The following is a 23,202-nucleotide window of genomic DNA, read 5'->3' as shown; positions in this document are numbered from 1 at the left end:
GGCGACCGTCAGCCGGTCGCGAGGGTGAAGACGTGCAGATCTGCGTCCGCCGGGAGCCGCACGCTCGCGATGCTCCGGCCCGCCGGTGCCTGGAACGGCCTCGTCGCGAAGACGTACGTCCCGACCGGGTCCCGGCCCGCTCCCGAGACGTTCCGGTACGGGGTCCGCGCGACGACCTCGTTGCCGTACTGGACGGTGCCCGTGCCGCCGCCCAGTGTCCAGTCGGTAAGGGCGAGTTCGACCGGGTCGGTGGTGCCGTCCGTGTAGGTGACGGTCGCCGTCGTCCGCTGGTTGCCGAAGACCGCGCTGCCGATGAACGACAACTGGGTTGCCGGAGGCGGGAGTTGGATCGTCTGGGCGGTCGCCGACGCGTTGTCGGGGCGGCCCGGCGGCGAGGCCGGCCAGGTGAAGGCCAGGCCCGTCGCCAGCCTGCCCCGCGTGCCCGGGGTAAGGCCCGCCGCTGCCAGGGCCTGGCGCGAGTAGCTCCAGCCGCCGCCGTCGTAGTCGGCCTCCGTGTGGTCGCCGGTGTCGTCGGAGGTGCCGGTGTTGTCGTAGGCGGCGAGGAGGGATCCCGGGGCGGCCACCGTCAGGGAGATCGGCTGCTCGTACGCCGTGGCCGTCGATGTCACCTTGACTCTCGCCTCGTAGAAGCCCTCCGCCACGGTGGGCGGCACGGCGAGCGTGATCCGCTGTGCGCCACCGACAACCTTGCCGGAGGCGGGCGTTGCCGTCATGCCGGTCGGTGTCTCCACCTCGAAGCGCACCTCCGGGCCCGGGGCGGCGGCACTAAGGGACAGCGCCCGGATGTCCACGCCCGCGCTGCCACCCGGTGCGATCGTCGCCTTGGTGGGGCCGACGCCGATCTGGTACGGCTGCTCCCCCGCCCGGAAGGACGGCGGGGCGTCGGACGGAGCGGCGCCCCAGGTGGGGTTCGGGGTGGCGGCGAGGGTGTAGTCCAGGGTGCCGCCGCGCCGGACGAAGGACGCCGGGAGCCAGGGGCGGTCGCTCGTTCGGCCGTTGACGGCGAGGGACTGGACGTACGGTGCATCCGCCGCCGCTCCCTCCGCACGGATCGAGATGTCGTTGCCATGCGGGCGGTTGATCTCGGTCCTCGGGAACAGGGGCGAGGCCAGGACCAGTTCGGCCCTGGACGGCACCTGTGGGTACATGCCGAGCGCGGCGAAGACGTACCAGGAGGACATCGCGCCCAGGTCGTCGTTGCCGGGGATGCCGTCCGGGCGCGTCGACCAGAGCCTCGTCATCGCCGCGCGGACCGTCTCCTGTGTCTTGTACGGTGCGCCCGCGTAGGCGTACAGGTAGGGGACGTTGACCGAGGGTTCGTTGTCCAGCTCGGACTTCTCGCCGCCGCTGCCGGTGAGCGCCCAGCTGCCGTCGGCGTGGTGGAAGAAGGCGTCCAGGCGGTCGACCGCCGTGGCGGTGCCGCCCATCGCCGCGAACAGGCCCGCCGGGTTGTGCGGGACCATCCAGGTGTACTGGGCCGCCGTACCCTCGACGAAGCCGTTGCCGGTGGCCGGGGTGAAACCGGGGACCCAGCTGGCGTCCACCTTGCGGTTGGTGATGTAGCCGCCACTCGGGTGGGCCGCGATGTCGAAGTTGTTCTGCCACCACTGGGCGCGCTTCATGAAGGTGTCCGCCGTCCTCGTCCGCCCTGCAGCGCGGGCCAGTTCGGCGAGGGCGAAGTCCGCGCCCGACATCTCCAGCGTCTCTGCGGCGCCGCCCCACGCGTTGGACACGGACGGCATGTAGTGGTGCGCCAAGTAGGCGTCCAGGGAAGGGCGTTGGCCGACCGACAGGACCGGTCTGCCGGCCGGTGACAGATCCTGGCGGGTCGGGGTCGTCGCCGCCCGCAGCAGTGAGTCCAGCGCGCCCCGCAGGTCGAAGTTCCTGCCGCCGAAGGCGCGGATGCCGGCCAGGGTGGCGGGCGAGGGGTCGCCGTTCATGACGTGGGTGCCGCTCGCGCCGTGCAGCCAGCGGTCCCACAACCCGCCGTTCTGGCGGGCGAGTTCGTAGAGGGACTGGGCGATGTCCGAGCCGGTGTCGGGGTCGAGGAGGGTGAGCAGCTGGACCTGGGAGCGGTATACGTCCCAGCCGGAGAAGGTGCCGTACTGGTGGTCGTGGCTCGCGCGGACCAGATGGACCTCGCCGTCGGCGCCCCGGTATCGGCGGTCGGTGTCGCTGATGACGTTCGGGTGGAGAAGGCAGTGGTAGAGGGCGGTGTAGAAGGTGGTGCGCTCGGCTTCCGTGCCGCCGCCGACCTTGATGGCGGCCAGCCTGTCCCGCCAGGCCTGCCGGGCCGCGGACTCGACCGAGGCGAAGGAGCGGTCCTGCGGGTTCTCGGCCGCGAGGTTGGCCTCCGCGCCTGCCCGACTGACGTACGAGATACCGACCTTGACGCCCACCGGGCCCGCGCCGGGCTCGAACTCCACGTAGCCGCCCGCCCCTTTGCCCGCCACGGGTCGGCCGCTGTTCGCGGTGAAGCCACCTGTTCCGCCGGACGCGGAGGTGGTACCCGGGCTCAGCCGGTCGTCCTGCCAGGTGCCCGTCGCCCTGAAGTCGCGGTCGAAGCGGGCCGTGAAGTGGAGGGTGTAGTAGGGGCGTCGGCCTTCCGGGTCGAGGTGGCCGCAGAAGTTGCCGGAGGTGACCGAGCCGGAGACCGTGCGGGCGGCGGGGTCGATCGTGACCGTCGAATCCGTCGAGCCCACCTCGGAGTTGGCGGTACGGATCAGCATCGACGCCGGTCGCCCGGGCGGGTAGGTGAAGCGTGCGGAGCCTGTGCGGGTGGTCGCGGTGAGGTCGGCGGTGACCCCGGACGCCATACTCACCGTGTAGCGGCCGGGCTCCGCCGTCTCGTCGGCGTGGCTGAAGTCGGCCGCGTACACCGCGTCCTCGGTGTCGCTCGCCGGGGAGGAGGTGACCTGGCCGGCATACGGGAAGAACGGGATGTCACCGCTGCCGCCCGCGCAGCCCGTACCGGACATGTGGGTGAGGCTGAACCCTCGGATGCGGTTGGCGTCGTAGTGGTAGCCACCGGGGGCCGCCGTCCGGGTGGCGTCGCCCCGGGTGTTCTCCGGGCTCCAGGAGAGCATGCCGAACGGGACGACCGCGCCCGGGAAGACATCGCCGCCGTTCCTGGTGCCGATGAGCGGGTCGACGTACGGGGTCGGATCCTCGACCAAGAGGTTCGCCGCTGTCGCCGCTGTCGCCGCCGGCGTCGGGGCGGGGAGGCCGAGGAGCGCCAGGGCGGCGGCCAGCAGCAGGGACGCAGGGCGGACACGCATGACGCGGCCCCTCCTCCTTCGGACGGGTCGCGCACCACAGGTCGCACAAGCCGCGGGGACAGTGACGTGCGCCAGCGGTACCACGGGAGGGCGTGCGCCTCCGAGAAGACACGCACGCGGGTCACGCGCGCGGGGTACCGGGTGTACTCCTGCGGGGGAGCAACCGGCTTGACGATGTTGTCCGTTGGGGCGATAGAGTGATGTTCGGACCACCGGACAACGTTGTCTCGTCCGGTGGGCCACCCCCCGAATACGCACTTCCCCGGGCCTCATCCCCCGTGCGGGCCCGGCTCGCGGACCCGGTGGCCTACAGCCACCGGGTCCGCCCTGAGCGGTCTCTCAGTCGCGGTGCGGCCCCGCCGGTCTAACCGACCCGGCAGGGCAGGGTAGTTGCCGTATCACCACCCGAGCCTCGGACGACGTACCCGAACGTCGTGGTTCTGCCCGGATCCAGCGAGCCGTTCCAGTTGGCGTTGTGGACCATCACCGCCTGGCCGTTGTACGTCGCGTTGCCGTTCCAGAGGCTGTCGACAGCCTGGCCCGCCGGGAGCGACCAGTCGACCATCCAGCCGAGCATGGGCACGTTGCCGGAGTTGGTGACGGTCACCTCGGACTGGTAGCCGCCGTTCCAGCTGCCCGTCGTACGACGAGTGGCGGTGCAGGCGCCGGGCGGGGGCTCGGTGGGCGGGTTGCCGGGGTCCTTGATGCCCGTCACCTCGCCGTTGCCGCCGTCGAAGACGACGTCGGAGCATGAGTAGAAGGTCTCCGCGCTGTCGGAACGCTGCCACACCATGTAGATGAGGTGACGCCCGGACTTGTTCGCCGGAAGCTTGCCGTTCCAGGAGTAGTTGGCCTCGACGTTGCCCGGGGTGCCGTTGAGCGGCGGGTGGTCGACGCTCAGGAACGGCTGGGACTCCAGCGCGTCCCAGGTGAGGGTCTTGGTCGGGTCGAAGCCGTCCTTGGTGATGTAGACGTAGAACCAACCCGGGTGCGCCGCCCACGCGTTGTACGAGAAGTCGACGTTGGCGCCCGAGGTGAGGTGGGTCAACGGCCAGTCGGCGCTGGGGGTGTTGAACCCGGTGAAGTTGGTGTTGCCGCCGCTGCACAGCTGGCCGTCCGGGACGAAGCCCCGGGTGCGGCCCGCGCCGTCCGAGCGCAGCACCGAGAACCAGTTGTAGAACGGCGTTGTCCCGCTGACCTGTTGGGCCGTCTTGCAGGCCGGGTTGATCGCCTTGATCTCACCGGTGTCGGTGAGTGCGTCCTCCCAGCACAGGAAGGTACGGCTGCCGGGTTTCATCGGGGTGCCGTGGGCCTCCGCGTCGCCGCCCGCCGTGACGACCAGACCGAGGGCCGGGATCGCGGTGAGCAGGGCCAGGAGGACGAGGAGGAGGGCTCTGCCCCGGGTGGGGAGCGGTAATCGGCGTGGGGTGCGGGGGGAGGGTGGGGAGGTTGATGCTAATGTCAGGTCCATGTCATGATCTCCTTCAGTCGTACGCGGTGCGCCGTACGTCGTGCGGTACGTACGGAACGTGCGGGTGAAGGGGCGCGCCCGACTGGGGGCGCGCGTGCTGCGCGATGCGCACGGGGTGATGCGTGGGGGTGGCACGTGGGGGGTGGTGAGGCGGGAGCGGTTCCCGCTTACGGGTTCCGGTCCGCTCGGTGTGGGAGCGCTCCCACCTCACTCACCATCGAAGCTAGCGCCGCGGGGTGAAGATGTAAACGCCTGACGCACAAGGGCCGCCCCCGGATGACTGGAGCTCCCGGGGCGCGGTCGCGCTCTCACCGCCGAACGGCCGTACGGAGGTCAGGTCGGTGCGTGGTCCGCGGGGCCGGGCTCGCGATGGGCAGCTCGATCGTGAACTCGGTGCGCCCCGGAGCGCTTTCCACGTCGACGCGGCCCCCGTGCGCGGCCACCACGGCCGCCACGATGGCGAGGCCGAGGCCCGAACCCCCGTTCTGAGAACCGCTGCGGGAGCGGGAGACATCGGCTCGGGTGAAGCGTTCGAAGACGGACGGGAGCAGGTGCGGCGGGATTCCGGGGCCGTCGTCGCGCACGCGGATGACACACCGCTCGCCCACGACCTCCGCCGAGGCCACCACCGTCGTGCCGGCGGGCGTGTGGACCCGTGCGTTGGTCAGCAGGTTGGTCATCACCTGGCGCAGCCGGGCCTCGTCGCCGAGGACCGGCGCCGGGGAGTCGAGGAGCAGGGCCAGTTGCCAGTTGTGGTGCTCGCCCGCGGCCCGCGCGTCCCACACCGACTCGGCGACCGTCGCGGCGAGGTCCACCTCGGCCGACCGCAACGGCCGTCCCTCGTCGAGCCGGGCGAGCAGCAGCAGGTCCTCCACCAGCCCCGTCATCCGCGCCGACTCCGCCGACACACGTCGCCAGGCCAGCGTCGGCTCGATGCGCTGTGTACCCCGGTTCATGAGTTCCGCGTATCCGGCGATCGAGGCGAGCGGGGTACGGAGTTCATGGCTGGCGTCGGACAGGAAGCGCCGCATGCGTTCCTCGCCGGCCTCGCGTTCGGCGAGCGACGACTCCACGTGGTCGATCATCCGGTTGAGGGCGGCGCCGACCTGGCCGGCCTCGCTCCCCGGGTCGGTGTCGCGTTCGGGGACGCGGGTGAGGCCGATGACCGCGCCCCGGCCCAGTGGCACGCGCGAGACCTCGACCGCGGTGGCGGCGACCCGTCCCAGGGGCCGCAGTTGGCGCCGTATGACCACCGCGCAGACACAGCCCGCGATCGTCAGTCCGACGGCGGCGACCACGGCTTCGGCAACGACCAGATCCCGGATCATGTTCTGGACGTCGTCCATGGGCAGCCCGGTCAGCACCCGCACACCGTTGTCCGCGCTGCCGCCCACCGCGGTGATCCGGTAGGTGCCGAGTCCCGGCACGGTACGGGTGTGCATCGAGCCGTCGGCCTTGATGCCCGTGAGTGCCGACCGCTGAGCGGCGGTCAGGTCCCGAGGCGCCTCGTCCTGGGTGACGACCTGGGCGGTGAGCAGGGTGCCGTCGGCGGCGAGCCGGGCGGCCAGGGTTCCGGTGGGCTGGCCGTTCTCGTCGAGGAAGCCGAGGTCGGTGTCCAGTTCGGGGTGGAGCTCGGCGCCGCCCTGGCTGCGCGCGACGGCGCCCGCGACCCGCTCGTCGAGGTTGCCCAGCAGGTACTTGTGCTGGGCGAGGACGGTGGTGGCCGCCATGGCCGCGCAGACCACGGTCAGGGTGACCCCGATGAGGAACAGCAGGCGGGTCCGCAGTGAGCGCCCGCGCAGACGTACGGTCATCTCCCGTCCTCCCCCGGCCTGATCGCGCACCCGAGCCCGCGCGGGGTGTGCGTTATCGGCGCCCGGCCCCTGTCGATCCCGCGGCGCGGGCCGGAGCCGTACACCTCGACGAACTCGTCGGCGCTGTCGAAGCAGGTGGTCCACACGTGTTCGAGGATCCGCCCCTTGCCGAGCACCTGGCGCGGATGGCCCATCAGCGGGCTGCGCAGGTCGAACTCCTTGGCGGTGAGCCGGACGGGGGCGCCGTCGACCTCCTCCGGGGAGAACGGCTCGGTGGCGTGGCCGTCGGCGCCCGCCTCCGGTCCGTCGAGACGGTGCACGCGAGCATCGCGGGCGGTGAGCGTCGGGACGGGCAGCCCGGGGCTCCCGTACCGCGGCGTGCGCGGCACCTGGAGGCCGCCGAGGTCGGGCAGCGTGCCGCCGAGGACGACGCCGTGCGGGGCGCGGGAGCAAGCGGTGCGCGGCGCGCTCTCGCCGTCGGCAGCCGGGTGGGGCCGCCGGCCCGCCTCGGTGACGGCCACGCACGACAGTTCCGTGAGCGCCGGTTCGTCGTCGACGATCAGCACACGGATGTGACGGCCGCGAACCCCGTTGGTGCCAGACATGTACGAATCGTGTCCCGGTTTCCTGGGGGAACCCTGTGTTCAGGCTGGGTGACGGCCGTGGGACGCGGTCAACTGCCCTGGCCGAAGGTGGCATTGGCACTCCCCGGCCACACGAATCCCTTGAGCCGCTCTCGTCCCGAGCCCACGCTGATCACTGGCTTCCGCGCCACGAGGGCGGAGGCGTTTCAGCGTTCAGGGGAGGACGTCCACACATGCGAAGACTCCACGCCCTTTGGGCCGTGGCCGGAGCGGCCGGGCTGCTCGCCGGGGCGGTCACGCCCGCGGCGGCAGGTCCCGTGTCCCCGGCCATCGAACCGGGCAGCACGCAGACACCGCACACCGACACCCAGACCGTCACCCTCATCACCGGCGACACGGTTTCCGTCACCACCGGGCCCGACGGCAGATCCGCCGTCGAGGTCGAGCGCGGCAAGGGCCGTGAGGCGGCCACCTTCCTCTCCAGCGAGAAGAAGGGCGAGGTCAGCGTCCTGCCGGCGGACGCGATCCCGCTGATCCAGGCGGGCCGCCTCGACCCGGCCCTCTTCAATGTCACCCAGCTGGTCAAGCAGGGGTACGCGGACTCGAAGACCGGCACCACGCCGGTGATCGCGACGTACAGGAGCGGCAGCGCGACCCCCGAGGGCGCACGCCGGACGCTCAGGCTGCCCGCGATCGACGGGGCCGCGCTGAGCGCGAAGAAGTCGACCTCGTTCTGGGCCGACATCGCTCCCGCGCTCGGCACCGCACCCACCGCGAAGGCCGCGAAGCAGCTCGGCGAGGGCATCGACAAGCTCTGGCTCGACGGCAAGGTGCAGGCGTCCCTCGACGTCAGCGTGGAGCAGATCGGCGCACCCGAGGTGTGGAAGTCGGGCTACGACGGCAAGGGCGTCGACGTCGCCGTCCTGGACACCGGTGTGGACACCGGGCACCCGGATCTGGCGGGGAAGATCGCCGAGACGCAGAGCTTCGTACCGGGCGAGACGGTGCAGGACGGTCACGGCCACGGCACCCATGTGGCGTCCACGATCGTCGGCTCCGGCGCGGCCTCCGGCGGCAAGCGCAAGGGCGTCGCGCCGGGCGCCGATCTGTTCGTCGGCAAGGTGCTCGACAACACCGGCCACGGCCAGGACTCGTGGATCATCGCGGGCATGGACTGGGCGGCCCACTCCGGGGCGAAGATCGTGTCGATGTCGCTGGGCGGTGACGCCACCGGGCCCTCCGACATCCTGAGCGAGACCGTCGACGAGCTGTCCGAGTCCACCGGCACCCTCTTCGTGATCGCTGCGGGCAACTCCGGTCCGGCCGAGCAGACCGTCGGCACCCCGGGCATCGCCGACTCGGCGCTGACGGTCGGCGCCGTCGACAAGTCCGACAAGCTGGCCTATTTCTCCAGCCGGGGCCCGCGCGCCGGCGACTACGCGGTCAAGCCGGAGATCACCGCACCGGGCGCGGGCATCACCGCGGCCCGCGCCGCCGGCACCACCATGGGCACGCCGGTCGACGACTACTACACGACGTCGAGCGGTACGTCGATGGCCACCCCGCATGTCGCGGGTGCCGCGGCGCTGGTCGCCCAGGCCCACCCCGACTGGACGGGCCGGCAGCTCAAGCAGGCGCTGGCGACCACGGCGAAGACCATGCCGGACGCCGACGTCTTCCAGCAGGGCGACGGCCGGGTCGACGCCGTACGGGCCGTGAATCAGGGCGTCTTCGCGACCCCGGCACTGAGCTTCGGCAAGTACGAGGAGGCCGACACCGAGGTCGCCGCCAAGGACATCACGTACACCAACACCACTGACAAAGCGGTGGAGTTGAAGGTGTCCTCGTCACTTCGCGACGCCGTACTGAACGCGGACACGGTCACCGTCCCGGCGAAGGGCACCGCCAGCGTCGCGGTCACGGTCGACCCGGCCAAGGAGGCGACGGGCCGGTACACGGGCCACATCACCGCGAGCGCCGACGGTGTTCTCGTCACCACCGCCGTCGGCTTCGAGAAGCTGCCGAAGACCTACGACCTGAAGGTGTCGCTGCTGGGCCGCGACGGCAAGCCGTCCACATCCGCGTCGCTCTTCATGCTGCAGGAGCTGAACGGCGCGTACGCGGACACCTACGGGTTCATCGGCCAGGGCTACACCTTCAAGGTGCCGGCCGGTACGTATTCCACGGCGTCCTGGATCTCCAAGCGGGACGCGGCCGGACTGGAGGTCGAAACCTCGATCGTCGGTGATCCTGAGATCGAGGTCGACAAGGACACCGAGGTCGTCCTCGACGCCCGCAAGGCGGTCGAGATCAAGCCGAAGACCAAGGAGGACTCCGAGTTCCGGGGCTTCACCACCACCTGGCACCGGGAAGGCCCGGGCACTGGCCTGGGGGTGACCTACAGCCAGGGCTGGTGGACCGACCACGTCTATGTGGCGCCCACCGAGAAGGTCACCCAGGGCATGTTCGAGTTCTCCTCGAAGTTCCGTCTGTACGCCAAGGAGCTGACGGCGAGCGTCACCGGCCCGGAGAAGTACGCGCTGCCCCTCGACTACGCGCAGACGTACAGCGGCCTCCCCGTGAAGGTCAGCGGTGACCACACGGTGCGGGCGGTGGACGCGGGCGCCGGAACCGCGGCCGACTTCGAGGGACTCGACGTCAAGGGGAAGGTGGCCGTCGTCCACGTGGGCGCCGGCAAGAGGGCGGACGAGGCACTGACCAACGCGACCGCGGCCGGGGCCGGTTACGTCCTCGCCTACCAGGAGACGCCCGGGTACTGGCTCGGTTCCGTGCAGAGCATGACCATCCCGCTGATGCTCGCCACCGGCGAGGCCGGCGCGAAGCTCGGCGCCCTGCTGAAGAGCGGGAAGCAGGTCAAGCTGAAGCTGACCGGCACTCCGGTCAGTCCGTACGTGTACAGCGTGATGTTCCCGCAGGTGGGGGGCGTCTCGGCCGACCAGACGTACAACCTGAACAGCTCCAACACGGTGAAACAGACGGTTCGCTACCTCGGGGCCCGGGCCGGTGATGTCGGCAAGGACGCCGTGTACCGGTACCGCCCCTGGCAGTCGGCCGACATCGCGACCACCACCAACGTACAGCTCGGCACGGAGCGCACCGAGTACTACAACGTCTCCGACACCCGGATCTGGCACGCCGTCTATCCCAACTGGAAGGCGAGCCAGCCTCAGCGGGGTGTCGTGCGGACCTTCGAAAAGGCGGGCAGGCAGCCCGCCGAGGACTGGCTGGGCCAGGTCGTCCGCCCGGCGACCGCACAGCAGTACGGCCTTTCCCAGCGCACCGGTGACAAACTCACCTTCCGCATCCCGGAGTTGAGCGATGCGACACCGGGCCACTACGGATCCGTGGACAACGTCCTGGACACCGCGAAGGGCAAGCTGTACGCGGACGGGCAGTTGGTCGGCGACACCGCGCTCGGCGGCTACGGCACCTTCACCGTCCCGGCGGCGAAGTCCTCGTACCGCCTCGTGGTCGACGCACAGCGCACGGCCGACTGGGCGGCGTACTCCACCGGCACCCACACCGAATGGTCCTTCGCCTCGGCGCACACGGACCAACAGACGGCGCTCGGGCTGCTCTCGGTCGACTACGACGTGGCCGGGCTCAACCTCCTCAACAGCGCGAAGGCCGGACACACGTCGAAGCTCGGCCTCTCCGTCCGGAACCAGTCGGGCGGCGTCACCGCCGGTTCCCTGAAGGCCTGGGTCTCGTACGACGACGGCACCTCCTGGAAGGAAGTGAAGGTCAAGAACGGCAGGGCGGAGCTCAAGCACCCGAAGAAGGGCGCCGGGTTCGTGTCGCTGCGCGTACGGGCCGCCGACCGGGACGGCAACACGGTCGACCAGACGGTCGCACGGGCGTTCGGCCTGAAGTAGGCGACCTTCGTCAAACATTGCGAAAATCCTTAACAAAGATCGTCTAACGTGCCGGGCCATGGTGAACACGGCATACGACACGGCAAGGGAGACCCCTGTCGCGAGCCCCTGGGCCGCGGTGGGGGTCTCCGCGTTCGACGAGCGGTTGTATCAGGCCGTCCTCAACCAGCCCGACGCCGGCGCGGCCGGCTGGGCGCTGCTGACCGGTGCCTCCCCGGCCCGGGTCCGCGAGGCCTGCAACCGGCTTCTCACGCTCGGTCTGCTGCAACCACCGGACTCCATGGGCGGGTTACGGGCGGTCGACCCCCGGGTGGCGATCCGCGGGCTGATCCGGCGGCGCGAGACGGAGTCCGAACTGCTGGCCTCCACCGCCGAGGAGATGGCGACCGCGTACGAGGCGGGGCTGCTGCGTGAGGAGCCGTCCCGGCTGGTCGAGGTGGCGTCCGGCGAGGGCGCCATCGCGGCACGCCTGGAGGAGATGTACGCGCGCGCGGAGCACGAGGTGTGCCTTTTCGACACACCGCCGTATCTCGCCCCGGCCGGTCCACAGGTGGATCTCCAGGCCGATCTGCTCAACCGCGGGATCGTCTCCCGTGGGATCTACGCGGCGACCGGCCTGGAGGATCCGAAGGTCCTGTCCCGCGCCTTGACGATGGTCGAACTCGGCGAGCAGGCCCGGGTGTTGCCTTCCGTCCCGCTCAAGCTGCTGGTGGTCGACGGATGCCGGGCGCTGCTGCCGCTGACCGCCTCCGTGGCCGGCGGCTACTGCGCCGTCGTGATCTGGCACTCGGCGGTGACCGAGGCCCTGCAGAAGCTCTTCGAGATGGCCTGGCAGCAGGCGACTCCGCTGGGCCAGGCGGTGGACGACGGTGAACTCTCCGAGAGCGAGAGGACGTTGACCCGGCTGCTGACGGCCGGACTGAAGGACGAGGCCGTGGCCCGCCACCTGGGCGTGAGCCTGCGAATCCTGCGCCGACGGGTGAGCGAGCTGCAGGACCGGCTGGGCGCGTCGAGCCGGTTCCAGCTGGGGGTACGGGCCGCGCAACGGGGCTGGGTGTAGGGGCGCGGAGAGTACACGTACGCGAAGGGCCGCACCCCCGCCGGAGCGGGAGGTGCGGCCCGACGCCTGCCTGATCGCCTGTCAGCGGCCAATGGCTGACGGCTGGTTGGGGTCTGTCGAGCGAGCGGTGCACCGCCTCGGTCCGGTCACGGACCGTGGCCGGCGCGCGCCCGCAGGGAGACGCACCCGCCGGTCCCGAGCCGGTCGAGGGCGAAGGGCCGGCGGCCCGCGTCGAGCGCGTGGGTGACGCAGGGGTGACGGAAGGGGCCTGCGGCCGGTCGGAGCGGACGTGTGGATGCGGACGCACCGGGGCGGCGGGCACACGTGCGCATGCCGTGTTCGACGGAGCGATCCGGCCGGGGCGAGGCGATTTCATGACATCCCCGTACGCCTGCGGAGTCGGTCGGCACGGGTGCTGACCGTCTCGCGACGCTCGGCCCGTCGGCTCGCGGCAGTTCCTGCCGACGCCCGCCCCGATACGGCAGGCTGGGCACCGTCAACGTCCCACGGAGGAAGGAGCGGCCGACTCATGACGGACGGCTCGTTGATCGACGAAGTACTGCGCGGCACACCCGTCTTCGACGGCCACAACGACCTGCCGGTGGCGCTGCGCGCACTGACCGGCTACAGCGTCGAGGGTTTCGACCACGGCCTGCCCGATCTGCACACCGATCTGCCCCGGCTGCGCGCCGGCGGAGTCGGCGCGCAGTTCTGGTCCGTGTACGTGTCCTCCGCACTGCCCGAACCCGAGGCCGTGGTCTCCACCCTGGAGCAGATCGACGCCGTCTACCGGCTCGCCGCCCGCTATCCCGACACGCTGCGCATCGCCTACACCGCGGCCGACGTCGAGAGCGCCTTCGCCGAGGGACGCATAGCCTCCCTGCTCGGCATCGAGGGCGGCCACAGCCTCGCCGAGTCGCCCGGCGTCCTGCGGTCGTTCGCCCGGCTCGGCGTGCGCTACGTGACCCTGACCCACAACGACAACACCTCCTGGGCCGATTCGGCCACCGACGAACCCGTGGTCGGCGGCCTCAACGACATGGGCCGCGCGATCGTCGCGGAACTCAACCGCACCGGCGTCCTGGTGGACCTCTCCCACGTCGCCGAGTCCACCCAGCGCGCCGCCCTCGCCGTGACCACCGCCCCGGTCCTGTTCAGCCACTCCTCCGCGCGGGCCCTCAACGACCACCCCCGCAACGTGAGCGACGAGGTGCTGGAACTGCTGGCCGGCAACGGGGGCGTGATCCAGCTGACCTTCGTGCCGTCCTTCGTCTCCGCCGACGTCGCCGCCTGGGACCGCGCGCTCCGGGACGAACGCGCACGCCTCGGCCTGTCCGACGCGTCCTGGGGCTGGCCGCGCGCACCGCGCCCCGGCGAGGACCCGAAGCTGGTCGCCGAGGAAGTCGCGCGGGGCTTCGCCGTGGCGCCCGCCGAGCGGCTGACTAGCTGGCTCACGGCGCACCCCCGTCCCGAGGCGACCGTCGCCCAGGTCGCCGACCACGTGGAGCACGCCCGCGAGGTGGCCGGAATCGACCACATCGGTCTCGGCGGCGACTACGACGGAGTGGACCACCAGCCGACGGGTCTCGCCGACGTCTCCGGCTACCCCAACCTGCTGCGCGAACTCGCCGACCGCGGCTGGTCCCGGCCCGAACTGGAGGCGCTGACCGGCCGCAACGTCCTGCGTGTCCTGCGCCAGGCTGAGGACCGAGCCACCGAACCCCTGTGGCCCACGACTCCCCTGCGCTGACGGTCCGACAGGCCCCCGTCAGCGGCTCCCGGTGGGTTCCCGCCTCCTTTCCGGCGGGTCGCCCGGGCCGCCGTACGGGGCCCGCCGGGCGCCGACCGGTGGTCCGGTCGGCGCCCGGCGGGCAGGGGTCTCCTCCGTCGGCTTCGGAGGTGTGCGCGGTCGGGCCCCTTTCCCCTCCCGGCGGCGCGGGCCTCCCCCGGCGGCGCGAGTGTCAGCCGGCCACGTCGGGCAGCAGGTGGAGCGGCAGGTCCGAACGGCGGTTCACCCGCAGTTTGCGGTAGGCGCGGGTCAGATGCTGCTCCACGGTGCTGACGGTGATGAACAGTTTGCTGGCGATCTGACGGTTCGTGTGACCGTCGGCTGCCAGTTCGACCACTCTTCGCTCCGCGCGGGTGAGCTGTTCCGCCGAGCCGGGCTGCGGCTTGCGCAGGATGTGTCCGCGCATGCCCGGCGGGAGCCCGTTCGGGGCGGTCACGGCGGCCGAGTCGCCGCCCGGGGCGCCCTGGGGCAGCGCGGGCAGCCGCGGGGGCGCCCCGGGCAGCGGCTGCAGGAACGCCTGCAGCGCGGTGAGTGCGGGGCTGTCGATGGACCCGGGCGGCGGCGCGGCGGCGGGCTTCGCCTGCTGCTTCGACCCGCTGGTGGCGTTGCAGGACAGCCCGCACAGCTCCGCGAGGAGCCGGACGCGGCCGTACTCGGTGCGGGCCGCCGCCTGGTCGCCCATCTGCTCGTACGTGTGGCCGAGGTCGGTCGCGGCGCGCAACTGCTCGTACCAGTCGCCGCCGGAGCGCAAGCTGTCCAGGGCCTGGGCGAGCAGTCGCGCCCGCTCGCGCAGGTCGCTGACCGTGACGGCCAGCAGGGACAGGGCCCGGCCGCGTGTGCGGTGGTCGTGCAGGGGCGTCAGGGTCAGCTGCTCCTCCAGGAGCTGGCGGGCCTCCTGGTCCCGGCCCAGGCGCAGCGTCGCGGCCGCCGCCTCGACGCGCCAGGCGACCAGGTTCCACGCGTCCAGGTTCCACTTCCGCATCAGTTCCCCGCAGCGCAGGAAGTCGCTGAGTGCGGCCTGGACCCGGCCCGCGGCCAGGTGGTGCCGGCCCCGGGCCTGGAGGTAGAGCAGGCCACCGGGGGTGCGGAAGGCCACGTCGGGCACGGGGACCGACAGCAGCTCGGCCGCCTCGTCCGGGCGGCCGAGTGCGGTGAGCGCGGTCACCGCGGCGGACAGCGGCAGCCCGGCCGCCGCCGCCCAGCTCTGCACCGGTATCAGCGCCAGCGCGCTGCGGGCGCACTTCTCGGCCGCGTTCAGCTCCCCGCGCCGCAGGTGGCTGAGGGACTGGAGCGCGCCCAGGAGGGCGGTCCACATGGGGGCGTTGCGGTTGGCGGCCTCCTCGGCCAGCCGTCGGCACCATAGAAGGGCGCGCTCGTCGTGGCCGGCGTAGATCAGCGCCGTCAGGGCCACGATCAGGGGGCTGAGGGTGTCCTCGTCCAGCCGGCAGCCCTGCAGCACCCCCTCTGCGGCCTCCACGACGTCCTGGCCGAAGTCGCCGACGAGGACGCCCGACAGTGAGGCGGCCGCTCGCAGGTACGGGCTGTTGGCGCTCTCGGGAACGGGGGGCTCGGAGCGCGACGCGGACGGCAGCAGACGTGCCGCCAGCTCGGGAAAGGCCTGGGACACCATCAGCGTGATGGTCAGCGCCTCCCGTCCGGGCGTCACCCCGTGCTTCGCCAGTTGGGCGCCGATGCCGTCCAGGACCTCCGCCCCCTGCTCCAGCCTGCCCTGCCACAGCAACTGGGTCACCAGGGCGGTCAGGTCGCGGCAGTCCAGCCGGCCGACGCGCGCGGCCTCGTACAGTTCCGGCAGGTGGCGGGCGGCGACCGCGGGGTTGATCCGCCACTCGGCGCGCATCAGCGCCGAGCGGATCTGCGCGCTGGTCCCGCAGTGGTCGCACATGTCGAGCGCCGCGCACAGGCAGTCCACCGCGAGGACGACGTCGTCGCTGCGCAGTGCCTCCTCGGCGGCCTGCCGGAGCGTCTCCAGCACCCAGGCCTCCTCGCTGCGCCCGGCGGCGACGAGGTGCCGGCCTATCTGCCCGGCGGTCGCGTGCCGGTTGCGCAGCGCCGCCGCGGCACGGGCGTGCAGCGCGGCGGGCCGCTCGGGGGCCATGGCGCGCAGCACCGCGGTCCGCACGCTCTCGTGGCGGAAGCGGCCGTCCAGGAGCAGGCCGGCCTCCTTCAGCGAGCGCAGTACGTCCGCCGCGGCCTCGGCGGTGAGGCCGAGCATGTCGGCGGCCACCTGAGGATCGGCGTCGTCGCCGAGCACCGCGAGCGCGTGCGCCGCGTCCCGCATGGTGATCTCGCAGCGGAACAGGCAGGTCGCGACCGCCCGGCCGAACGCCTCGCCGGCCGGCGCGGTGCCCGGCGCGGTCTGACAGGACTGGTGGTCGTCGGCCAGCGCCCTGACCAGGAGCGGATTGCCGCCGCTGATCCGGTGGAAGTCGGCGGCGAGGAACTGTCCGCTCTCGCCGAAGCGTTCGGTGAGCACCGCGCGCACGCCGGCCTCGCTCAGCACGCGCAGCTGCACACTCACGCAGTCGAGCCGGTGCATCAGTTCGGTCTGGAACAGGGTGCGGTGGGCGTGCGGGCGGCTGCACTGGGTGAAGACCAGCATGATGGGCGCCGTGCGCAGCCGGTGCGCCAGGTGCAACAGCACCAGCAGAGAGGCCGCGTCGGCGTAGTGGGCGTCGTCGACGCCGATCACCAGCGGTCCTTCCGCGGCGAGGTCGAAGAAGACCTTGCTGAGCCGGTGCAGGGTGCCGGGAGACACGCCGACGGCGCCGCCCAGGTCCTGGAACTCCGTCTCCCCCGGGCCCGTTTGCTCATACGCGACGGCGGCCAGGGTGCCGTCGAGCGCCGACTGCACCTCGTCCAGCGCGTCAGCGGGGATGTCCGCGCCGTACAGCAGCTGACTGACCAGGCCCAGCGGCAGGGTGCGCTCGGCCCGTGAGCCGGTCGCGCTGAGGAAGACACCGCCGGCCGCGACGGTGCGCTCGGCGAGTTCCAGCAGAAGGGCCGTCTTGCCGCTCGCCACCGGCCCGGTCACGACAGCCACTCCGCCGTTGCCCGTCAGCGTTTCGCCGAGCAGTCCGTCGAGCGCGGAGATCTCACTATCTCGTTCAACCAACGACATCAAACACTCCCCCGTAATTGCCTGATTATGGAGTCCCCTTTGCCATTGCTTGGGAAATCGCCCGATCAACGCCGCAGTATCCGATGCGGGGCCGCGCCCTGACGTCCGGTCCGCCACTGGCGACAAACACCCCATCTACAACGCACCGCAACCAAGCGACTGTGTGGCGACGAGATCGCCCCCACCCTGGCCAAAGGGGAGAATCGGGCACAGATCGGAACAATTGACGGGGCCTGGAGGTGTCCTCGGCCGAGAAGCCGACAGTGGCATCCGGCACCACCCGTCAGCACCACCTTCCCTCGCCGGTAGCCGTCCCGCCGAATGCGAATGCCTCGCACCGTGACGGCGATGCGCCTCCTGCCGGAACACCCCGCCTCAGGAGCACACTTGCCAGCCCACGTAAATCAATTATCGTTAACGGGCCGATTCTGACATGTTCGGTCGCGGATTTCCACCAATCTTTTATTGCGGGTTCGTTACCCAGGTGACGGCGGCGGAGCGCGATCTTGCTGGTCGGGCCGGTGTGGACGCCGACGCGTCCACCGGAGGCCGCCACGCGTCGCGCGAAGGTGCGAAAAGCGGGCGGCTACGGGTCCCAGGCCGGATTCCACCCACGCGGGCGGGGCGGGCTTCGAGGCGGCCACGACGGGTTTGCCGGTCCGTTTGCAGGTCGGTACCCCGGGCGAAGTCCGTTCGTCCGCGGAGGGGTTGACACCGGGTCAGCCGTCGGGCCGCCGTCCACCTCACCCACTCCGACAAGCGTGGGCCAACCGGCCCAAACTGCGATCGAACGGCCCGGACACCGGCGAAGGCCGGAGCCGGGGCTCGCGCGGCGAACTCGCCTGCCCCCGAAGCCACTTCAACTCACCGGCCCGCGCTCACGGGAGCCGCCCCGCGCTCACCGGAGTCGGACCGCGCTCACAGGGCCGGCCGGGCACCGTGTCCGTCGTCGCCCTTCGGGTCCGGCGGGCCGCGCCCGCCACGCCTGCCCACCGCTCACCGCCCTGCCCGCCGCACGAGCCGGTCCGTCGAACGGCGCCGCCACCCGACGCACTCACGCACAGCCACCACCCGCGACCACTCTCCGCGCCCCAAGAGCGCGATCCGCAGCCGGAGTACTGGACAGGGGAATTCACCTATTCGGCGCTCGGGAAATCCCTCCGCACCGGAATTCTAAAGCCGCGTTAAACCCGTTCTGAAGTGGCGAAATATCCGCAACAAGGTGGACAGGGAAGAGCTCCGAGGGTTAAGTTCTGATCAGGTGACGGGGTCATATCCGATGCTGGCCGACAGATGGGCGTCCCTCCATTAAGTGGCAGTCCACCTCAGGTGACGGTCTCGGCGGGGCCGCCGCCCGTAACACCTCGCTATTCCCTTCCGTGTTCCCTGGTAATTCCGGTTTCACTGCCCCGCCGATTCCTCCCGCCGTTCCCCGTCACGCGGTCCCGTGCCGGTTCCACGCGTGACCGCTCACGAAAGCGAAGCCCGCCGTGCTCGAGTCATCACGCCCCCTGCATCTCGCGGTCGCCCTCGACGGAGCAGGGTGGCATCCGGCGGCCTGGCGCGAGCCGGGCGCCCGCCCGGACGCGCTCTTCACCGCCGGTTACTGGCGCGACGTCGTCGCCGAGGCCGAAGGCGGCCTGCTGGACTTCGTGACCATCGAGGACTCCCTGCGGCTGCAGTCCGACGACTACTTCGAACCGGACCGGCGGACCGACCGGGTGCGCGGACGGCTGGACGCGGTCCTCACCGCCGCCCGCGTCGCCCCGCACACCCGGCACATCGGCATCGTGCCGACGGCGATCGTCACGCACACCGAGCCGTTCCACCTGTCCCGGGCGATCGCCACGCTGGACCATCTCAGCGGCGGGCGGGCCGGCGTACGGGTGCAGGCAGCCGGACGGGCCGACGAGCAGGACCACTTCGGCCGCCGCGACTTCCCGACGCAGCACATGGACAATCTGGAGGAGCCCGAGGTCCAGCAGGCCGGGCTCGACCACTTCGACGAGGCCGCCGACTACGTCGAGGTGCTGCGTCGGCTGTGGGACAGCCGGGAGGACGGCGCGGACACCGGTCCGGTGGCCGACCCCGGCAGGCTGCACACCATCGACTTCGAGGGCCGCTGGTTCTCCGTCAAGGGCCCCTCGACCACGCCCCGTCCGCCGCAGGGTCAGCCCCTCGTGGTCTCGCTCGGCCACTCCGGTGTCTCGTACCGGCTGATCGCCCGCGCGGCCGACGTCGGCTTCGTCACGCCGCGCGACGCGGCCGACGCCGCCGACATCGCCGGGCAGGTCCGCGCCGAGCAGGAGGCGGCCGGCCGCGACGGCGACGGTCTGCACGTGTTCGGCGAACTCGTCGTCCTCCTCGACGAGTCCGAGCAGGCGGCGGCCGACCGGCTGGGCCGCCTCGACGAACGGGCCGGCGCCGCCTACGAGAGCGACGCGCTGGTCTTCACCGGCACCGCGTCCGGGCTGACCGACCTGATGGAGGAGTGGCGGCAGGCCGGGCTGACCGGCTTCCGGCTGCGGCCGGCCGTCGCCGCGCACGACCTGCCCCGGATCGCCCGGGACCTGGCCGGCGAACTGCGGCGCCGCGGCCTCTTCCGTACCGCCTACCAGGCCGGCACCCTGCGCGGCCTGCTCGGCCTGCCCCGGCCCGCCGGCCGCTACGCGACCGCCTGAGCCGGGCGCACCGACCACCAGGACCTCGAGGCAGGACTGCATATGGGCAAGCCGAGCAGACAACTCCATCTCGCCGCGGCGTTCCCCGCCGTGAACAACACGACCGTGTGGAGCGATCCCGCCGCCGGGAGCCAGACCGACTTCGACTCCTTCCGGCATTTCGCGCAGACCGCGGAACGCGGGAAGTTCGACTTCCTGTTCCTCGCCGAGGGCCTGCGGCTGCGCGAGCACAACGGGCTCATCCACGACCTGGACGTGGCCGGGCGGCCCGACACGTTCACGGTCCTCGCCGCGCTGGCCGCCGTCACCGACCGGCTCGGACTGACCGGCACGATCAACTCCACCTTCAACGAACCGTACGAGGTGGCCCGGCAGTTCGCCAGCCTCGACCACCTGTCGGCGGGCCGCGCCGGATGGAACGTGGTCACCTCCTGGGACGCCTTCACCGGCGAGAACTTCCGCCGCGGCGGCTACCTCGCCGAGGAGGACCGCTACGCGCGCGCGGAAGCGTTCCTGCACACCGCGCACGAGCTGTTCGCCTCCTGGCGCGGCGACGAGCTCGTCGCCGACCAGGAGGCGGGCGTGTTCCTCTCCGATCCGAACCCCGGCGTGTTCGCCCACCACGACGCGCACTTCGACATCGCCGGCCGGTTCAACGTGCCGCGCGGTCCCCAGGGCCGGCCGGTGATCTTCCAGGCCGGCGACTCCGAGCGGGGCCGCGACTTCGCCGCGGCCGGCGCGGACGTCATCGTGTCCCGGCACAGCACGTTCGACGAAGGCCGGGCCTTCTACAGCGACGTGAAGGGGCGGCTGGCCCGCTTCGGCCGCACTCCCGAGGAACTGCTGATCATGCCCGGGGCCACCTTCGTGATCGGCGACACCGACCGCGAGGCCGAGGAACTCGCCCGCGCGGTGCGGCTCGCCCAGGTGTCGCCGGCCACCGCGATCAGGTTCCTCGAACTGGTGTGGAACCGCGACCTGTCCGGCCACGACCCGGACGGTCCGCTGCCCGGGACGGACCCGGCGGTGGACACCGAGGCCCTCTCGCCGGGCCGGGTGCCGATGTACCGCGACCCGCTCGCCGCGGCGCGGGCGTGGCGGGCCAAGGCCGAGGCGGAGAAGCTGACCACCCGGGAGCTGGTCATCGAGGTCATCGGCCGGCAGACGTTCGTCGGCGCGCCGGCCACGGTCGCTGAGTCGATGAACCGTTTCGTCCAGCAGGACGCCGCCGACGGGTTCATCCTCATCCCGCACATCACCCCGGGCGGGCTCGACCCGTTCGTGGACCGGGTGGTGCCGCTGCTCCAGGAGCGCGGCGTGTTCCGCGCCGACTACGAGGGAAGCACCCTGCGCGACCATCTCGGTCTGGCGCCGCTGCCCGCCCCGGCCAGGGAGGTGCGCGCATGACGACGACCCCCTCCACCGGGTCCGCCCCGGGTGCCGACGCCGGGGCCACCGGCGGCCACCCGCTCGACAACCCCGTGCACAGCTCGCTCGCCGGCCCGCACGCGCACCTTGCGCAGAGCCGCGGCAGGGCGCTGCGCTACGACCCCGAGGTGTGCCCGTTCGTCGCGCTGCCCGACCGCCCCGAGGCGCGGGACTGGGCCGACGTCGCCGCCCTGATGGGGCCCGGCGCCGTCATCGCGTTCGCCGGGACCGGCGCGCCGCCCCCGGACGGCTGGGAACTCCTCTACCAGGGCCCCGGAGCGCAGCTCGTGGACGACGGCGTCGACGCCACCCCCGACGAGGAGGCGATCCGGCTCACCGCCGCCGACGTGCCCGAGATGCTCGCCCTGGTCGAGCGGACCGACCCGGGACCGTTCCTGCCGCGCGGCATCGAGCTCGGCGAGTACCTGGGCTTCCGCCACAACGGCGAGCTGATCGCCCTGGCCGGCGAGCGGCTGCGGCCGCCGGGCTGGACGGAGATCAGCGCGGTCTGCACCGACAGCGCCCACCGCGGCCGGGGACTGGCCACCCGCCTGGTGCGCGCGGTCGCCCACGGCATCCGGCAGCGCGGCGACACGCCGTTCCTGCACGCCGCCGCCGAGAACACGTCCGCCATCCGCCTGTACGAATCGCTCGGATTCCGGTCGCGCCCGGGCATCGTCTTCCAGGCAGTACGCGTACCCGGCGGCCCGGCCGCCGGGTAGTCCGGCGACCCGGCGGCCACGACGACCACCGACCCATCCACACGGAGGACATCCGCATGCCCCGCACACCCCTGGCCGTTCTGGACCTCATACCCCGAAGCAGCGGTGACAGCATCGGCACCGCGGTGCGCAACGCCGTCGAACTGGCCCAGCAGGCCGAGCGCTTCGGCTACCAGCGGTACTGGTTCGCCGAGCACCACCTGAACCCGGGCGTGCTCGGAGCCTCGCCCTCGGTCGCCATCTCCCTGGTCGCCGCCGCCACCAGCACCATCCGGCTCGGTTCGGCGGGAGTCCAGCTCGGACACCGTCAACCGCTCGCCGTGGTCGAGGAGTTCGGGCTGCTCGACGCCGCCTACCCCGGCCGTCTCGACCTCGGCCTCGGCCGCTCCATCGGCCGGCCCAAGCCGCCGACCGCCGCGCCGGAGGCCCCGACCGGGGCAAGCACCGCGGCCGCCGACTCGGCCTTCGCCGACCGGCTCAGGGAGGGACCCCACTCGGTCGACCGGTACACGCCCAACGGGCTGCTGATCCCGAAGCAGTTCGACGTGAGCCGGCTGATGGCAAGCTCCAAGGGCAAGCTCGAACTGCTCCTCGACCTGCTCCAGCAGCCGGGGGCCTACACGCCGGACTACGAGACCCAGATCAGCACCATCACCGGCCTGCTGGCCGGCACCCACACGTTCGAGGGCACCCCGGCCCGCGCCTTCCCCGGCGAGGGCGCCGCCGTGCAGCTGTGGATCCTCGGCGCCTCCGGAGGGTCCAGCGCGACCCTCGCCGGGGAGCGGGGTATGCGCTTCGCCGCCAGCTACCACCTCAGTCCCACGACGGTGCTCGACGCGGTCGAGGCGTACCGGGCCGCGTTCCGCCCCTCCCCCGAACTCGACGAGCCCTACCTCTCGGTCTCGGCCGACGTCGTCGTGGGCGAGACCGACGAGGAGGCCGCCGAACTGGCCGCCGGCTACGGCCTGTGGGTGTACGGCATCCGCACGGGCGCGGGCGCGATCCCGTTCCCCTCGCCCGAGGAGGTCGCGGCGCACGAGTGGACCGAGGACGACCGCGAGCTGGTACGGGACCGGGTCGCCACCCAGCTGGTCGGCTCGCCGAGCACCGTGGCGGACCGGCTGGAGCAGCTGCGCGACGCCACTGGGGCGCGTGAGCTGGCCGTCACCACCATCACCCACCGGCACAGCGACCGGGTGCGGTCCTACCGGCTGCTCGCCGAGGAGTGGGAGCGCCGGGGCAACTGACGGCGGCGCACGACGAGACGAGAGGGCGGCCCGGGATCTCCCGGGCCGCCCTCTCGTCTCGTCGTGCGACTG

At 72.0% G+C, this 23,202-nt stretch carries 12 protein-coding genes; 7 read left to right on the top strand and 5 right to left on the bottom strand.

Features of this window, described 5'->3' with window-relative positions; all coding sequences use genetic code 11:
• Positions 1–8 precede the first annotated feature (8 nt).
• The 4 genes from PV734_RS33785 to PV734_RS33770 all read right to left on the bottom strand — a co-directional run bounded on the left by PV734_RS33785 (position 9) and on the right by PV734_RS33770 (position 7,189).
• Positions 9–3,299 (bottom strand): GH92 family glycosyl hydrolase, encoded by a 3,291-nt coding sequence (locus PV734_RS33785; protein WP_319293390.1) that lies wholly within the window; start codon positions 3,297–3,299, stop codon positions 9–11.
• A gap of 364 nt (positions 3,300–3,663) precedes the next feature.
• Positions 3,664–4,770: a lytic polysaccharide monooxygenase gene (locus PV734_RS33780; RefSeq protein ID WP_319095938.1), complete on the bottom strand. Its 1,107-nt coding sequence runs from the start codon at positions 4,768–4,770 to the stop codon at positions 3,664–3,666.
• Positions 4,771–5,078: 308 nt separating this feature from the next.
• Positions 5,079–6,584 (bottom strand): ATP-binding protein, encoded by a 1,506-nt coding sequence (locus PV734_RS33775; RefSeq protein ID WP_319293389.1) that lies wholly within the window; start codon positions 6,582–6,584, stop codon positions 5,079–5,081.
• A complete protein-coding gene (locus PV734_RS33770; RefSeq protein ID WP_319293388.1) occupies positions 6,581–7,189 on the bottom strand; it encodes a response regulator transcription factor in 609 nt (202 codons plus the stop codon). The genes PV734_RS33775 and PV734_RS33770 overlap by 4 nt, the downstream gene beginning before the upstream one ends.
• Before the next feature lie 212 nt (positions 7,190–7,401).
• On the opposite strand from PV734_RS33770, the gene PV734_RS33765 reads away from it, so the two are divergent.
• The 3 genes from PV734_RS33765 to PV734_RS33755 all read left to right on the top strand — a co-directional run bounded on the left by PV734_RS33765 (position 7,402) and on the right by PV734_RS33755 (position 13,874).
• Positions 7,402–11,064, top strand: coding sequence for a S8 family serine peptidase (locus PV734_RS33765; RefSeq protein WP_319293387.1), 3,663 nt, complete (start codon positions 7,402–7,404; stop codon positions 11,062–11,064).
• A gap of 58 nt (positions 11,065–11,122) precedes the next feature.
• Positions 11,123–12,124 (top strand): helix-turn-helix transcriptional regulator, encoded by a 1,002-nt coding sequence (locus tag PV734_RS33760; RefSeq protein WP_319293386.1) that lies wholly within the window; start codon positions 11,123–11,125, stop codon positions 12,122–12,124.
• 529 nt (positions 12,125–12,653) lie between these two features.
• Entirely contained in the window at positions 12,654–13,874 is a 1,221-nt protein-coding gene (locus PV734_RS33755; protein ID WP_319095943.1) for a dipeptidase, read from the top strand.
• A 211-nt stretch (positions 13,875–14,085) separates the two neighbouring features.
• Here PV734_RS33755 and PV734_RS33750 read toward each other — a convergent pair whose 3' ends face one another.
• On the bottom strand, positions 14,086–17,052 hold the full coding sequence (locus PV734_RS33750) for a helix-turn-helix transcriptional regulator (RefSeq protein ID WP_319095944.1): 2,967 nt from the start codon (positions 17,050–17,052) through the stop codon (positions 14,086–14,088).
• 1,490 nt (positions 17,053–18,542) lie between these two features.
• On the opposite strand from PV734_RS33750, the gene PV734_RS33745 reads away from it, so the two are divergent.
• The 4 genes from PV734_RS33745 to PV734_RS33730 are packed head-to-tail and all read left to right on the top strand — an operon-like array spanning position 18,543 to position 23,130.
• Positions 18,543–19,733, top strand: a complete 1,191-nt coding sequence (locus tag PV734_RS33745; RefSeq protein ID WP_319095945.1) for an LLM class flavin-dependent oxidoreductase — start codon at positions 18,543–18,545, stop codon at positions 19,731–19,733.
• A gap of 42 nt (positions 19,734–19,775) precedes the next feature.
• Positions 19,776–21,140 carry an NtaA/DmoA family FMN-dependent monooxygenase gene (locus tag PV734_RS33740; RefSeq protein WP_319293385.1) on the top strand — a complete coding sequence of 455 codons (1,365 nt, stop codon included), beginning with the start codon at positions 19,776–19,778 and terminating at the stop codon, positions 21,138–21,140.
• Positions 21,137–21,883 carry a GNAT family N-acetyltransferase gene (locus PV734_RS33735; protein WP_319095947.1) on the top strand — a complete coding sequence of 249 codons (747 nt, stop codon included), beginning with the start codon at positions 21,137–21,139 and terminating at the stop codon, positions 21,881–21,883. The genes PV734_RS33740 and PV734_RS33735 overlap by 4 nt, the downstream gene beginning before the upstream one ends.
• A gap of 56 nt (positions 21,884–21,939) precedes the next feature.
• A complete protein-coding gene (locus PV734_RS33730; RefSeq protein ID WP_319293384.1) occupies positions 21,940–23,130 on the top strand; it encodes an LLM class flavin-dependent oxidoreductase in 1,191 nt (396 codons plus the stop codon).
• Positions 23,131–23,202: the final 72 nt, after the last annotated feature.

This window comes from Streptomyces sp. AK08-02, from assembly GCF_033795085.1.
GTDB classification, from domain to species: domain Bacteria; phylum Actinomycetota; class Actinomycetes; order Streptomycetales; family Streptomycetaceae; genus Streptomyces; species Streptomyces echiniscabiei.
This window is presented reverse-complemented; position numbering and strand designations above follow the sequence as displayed.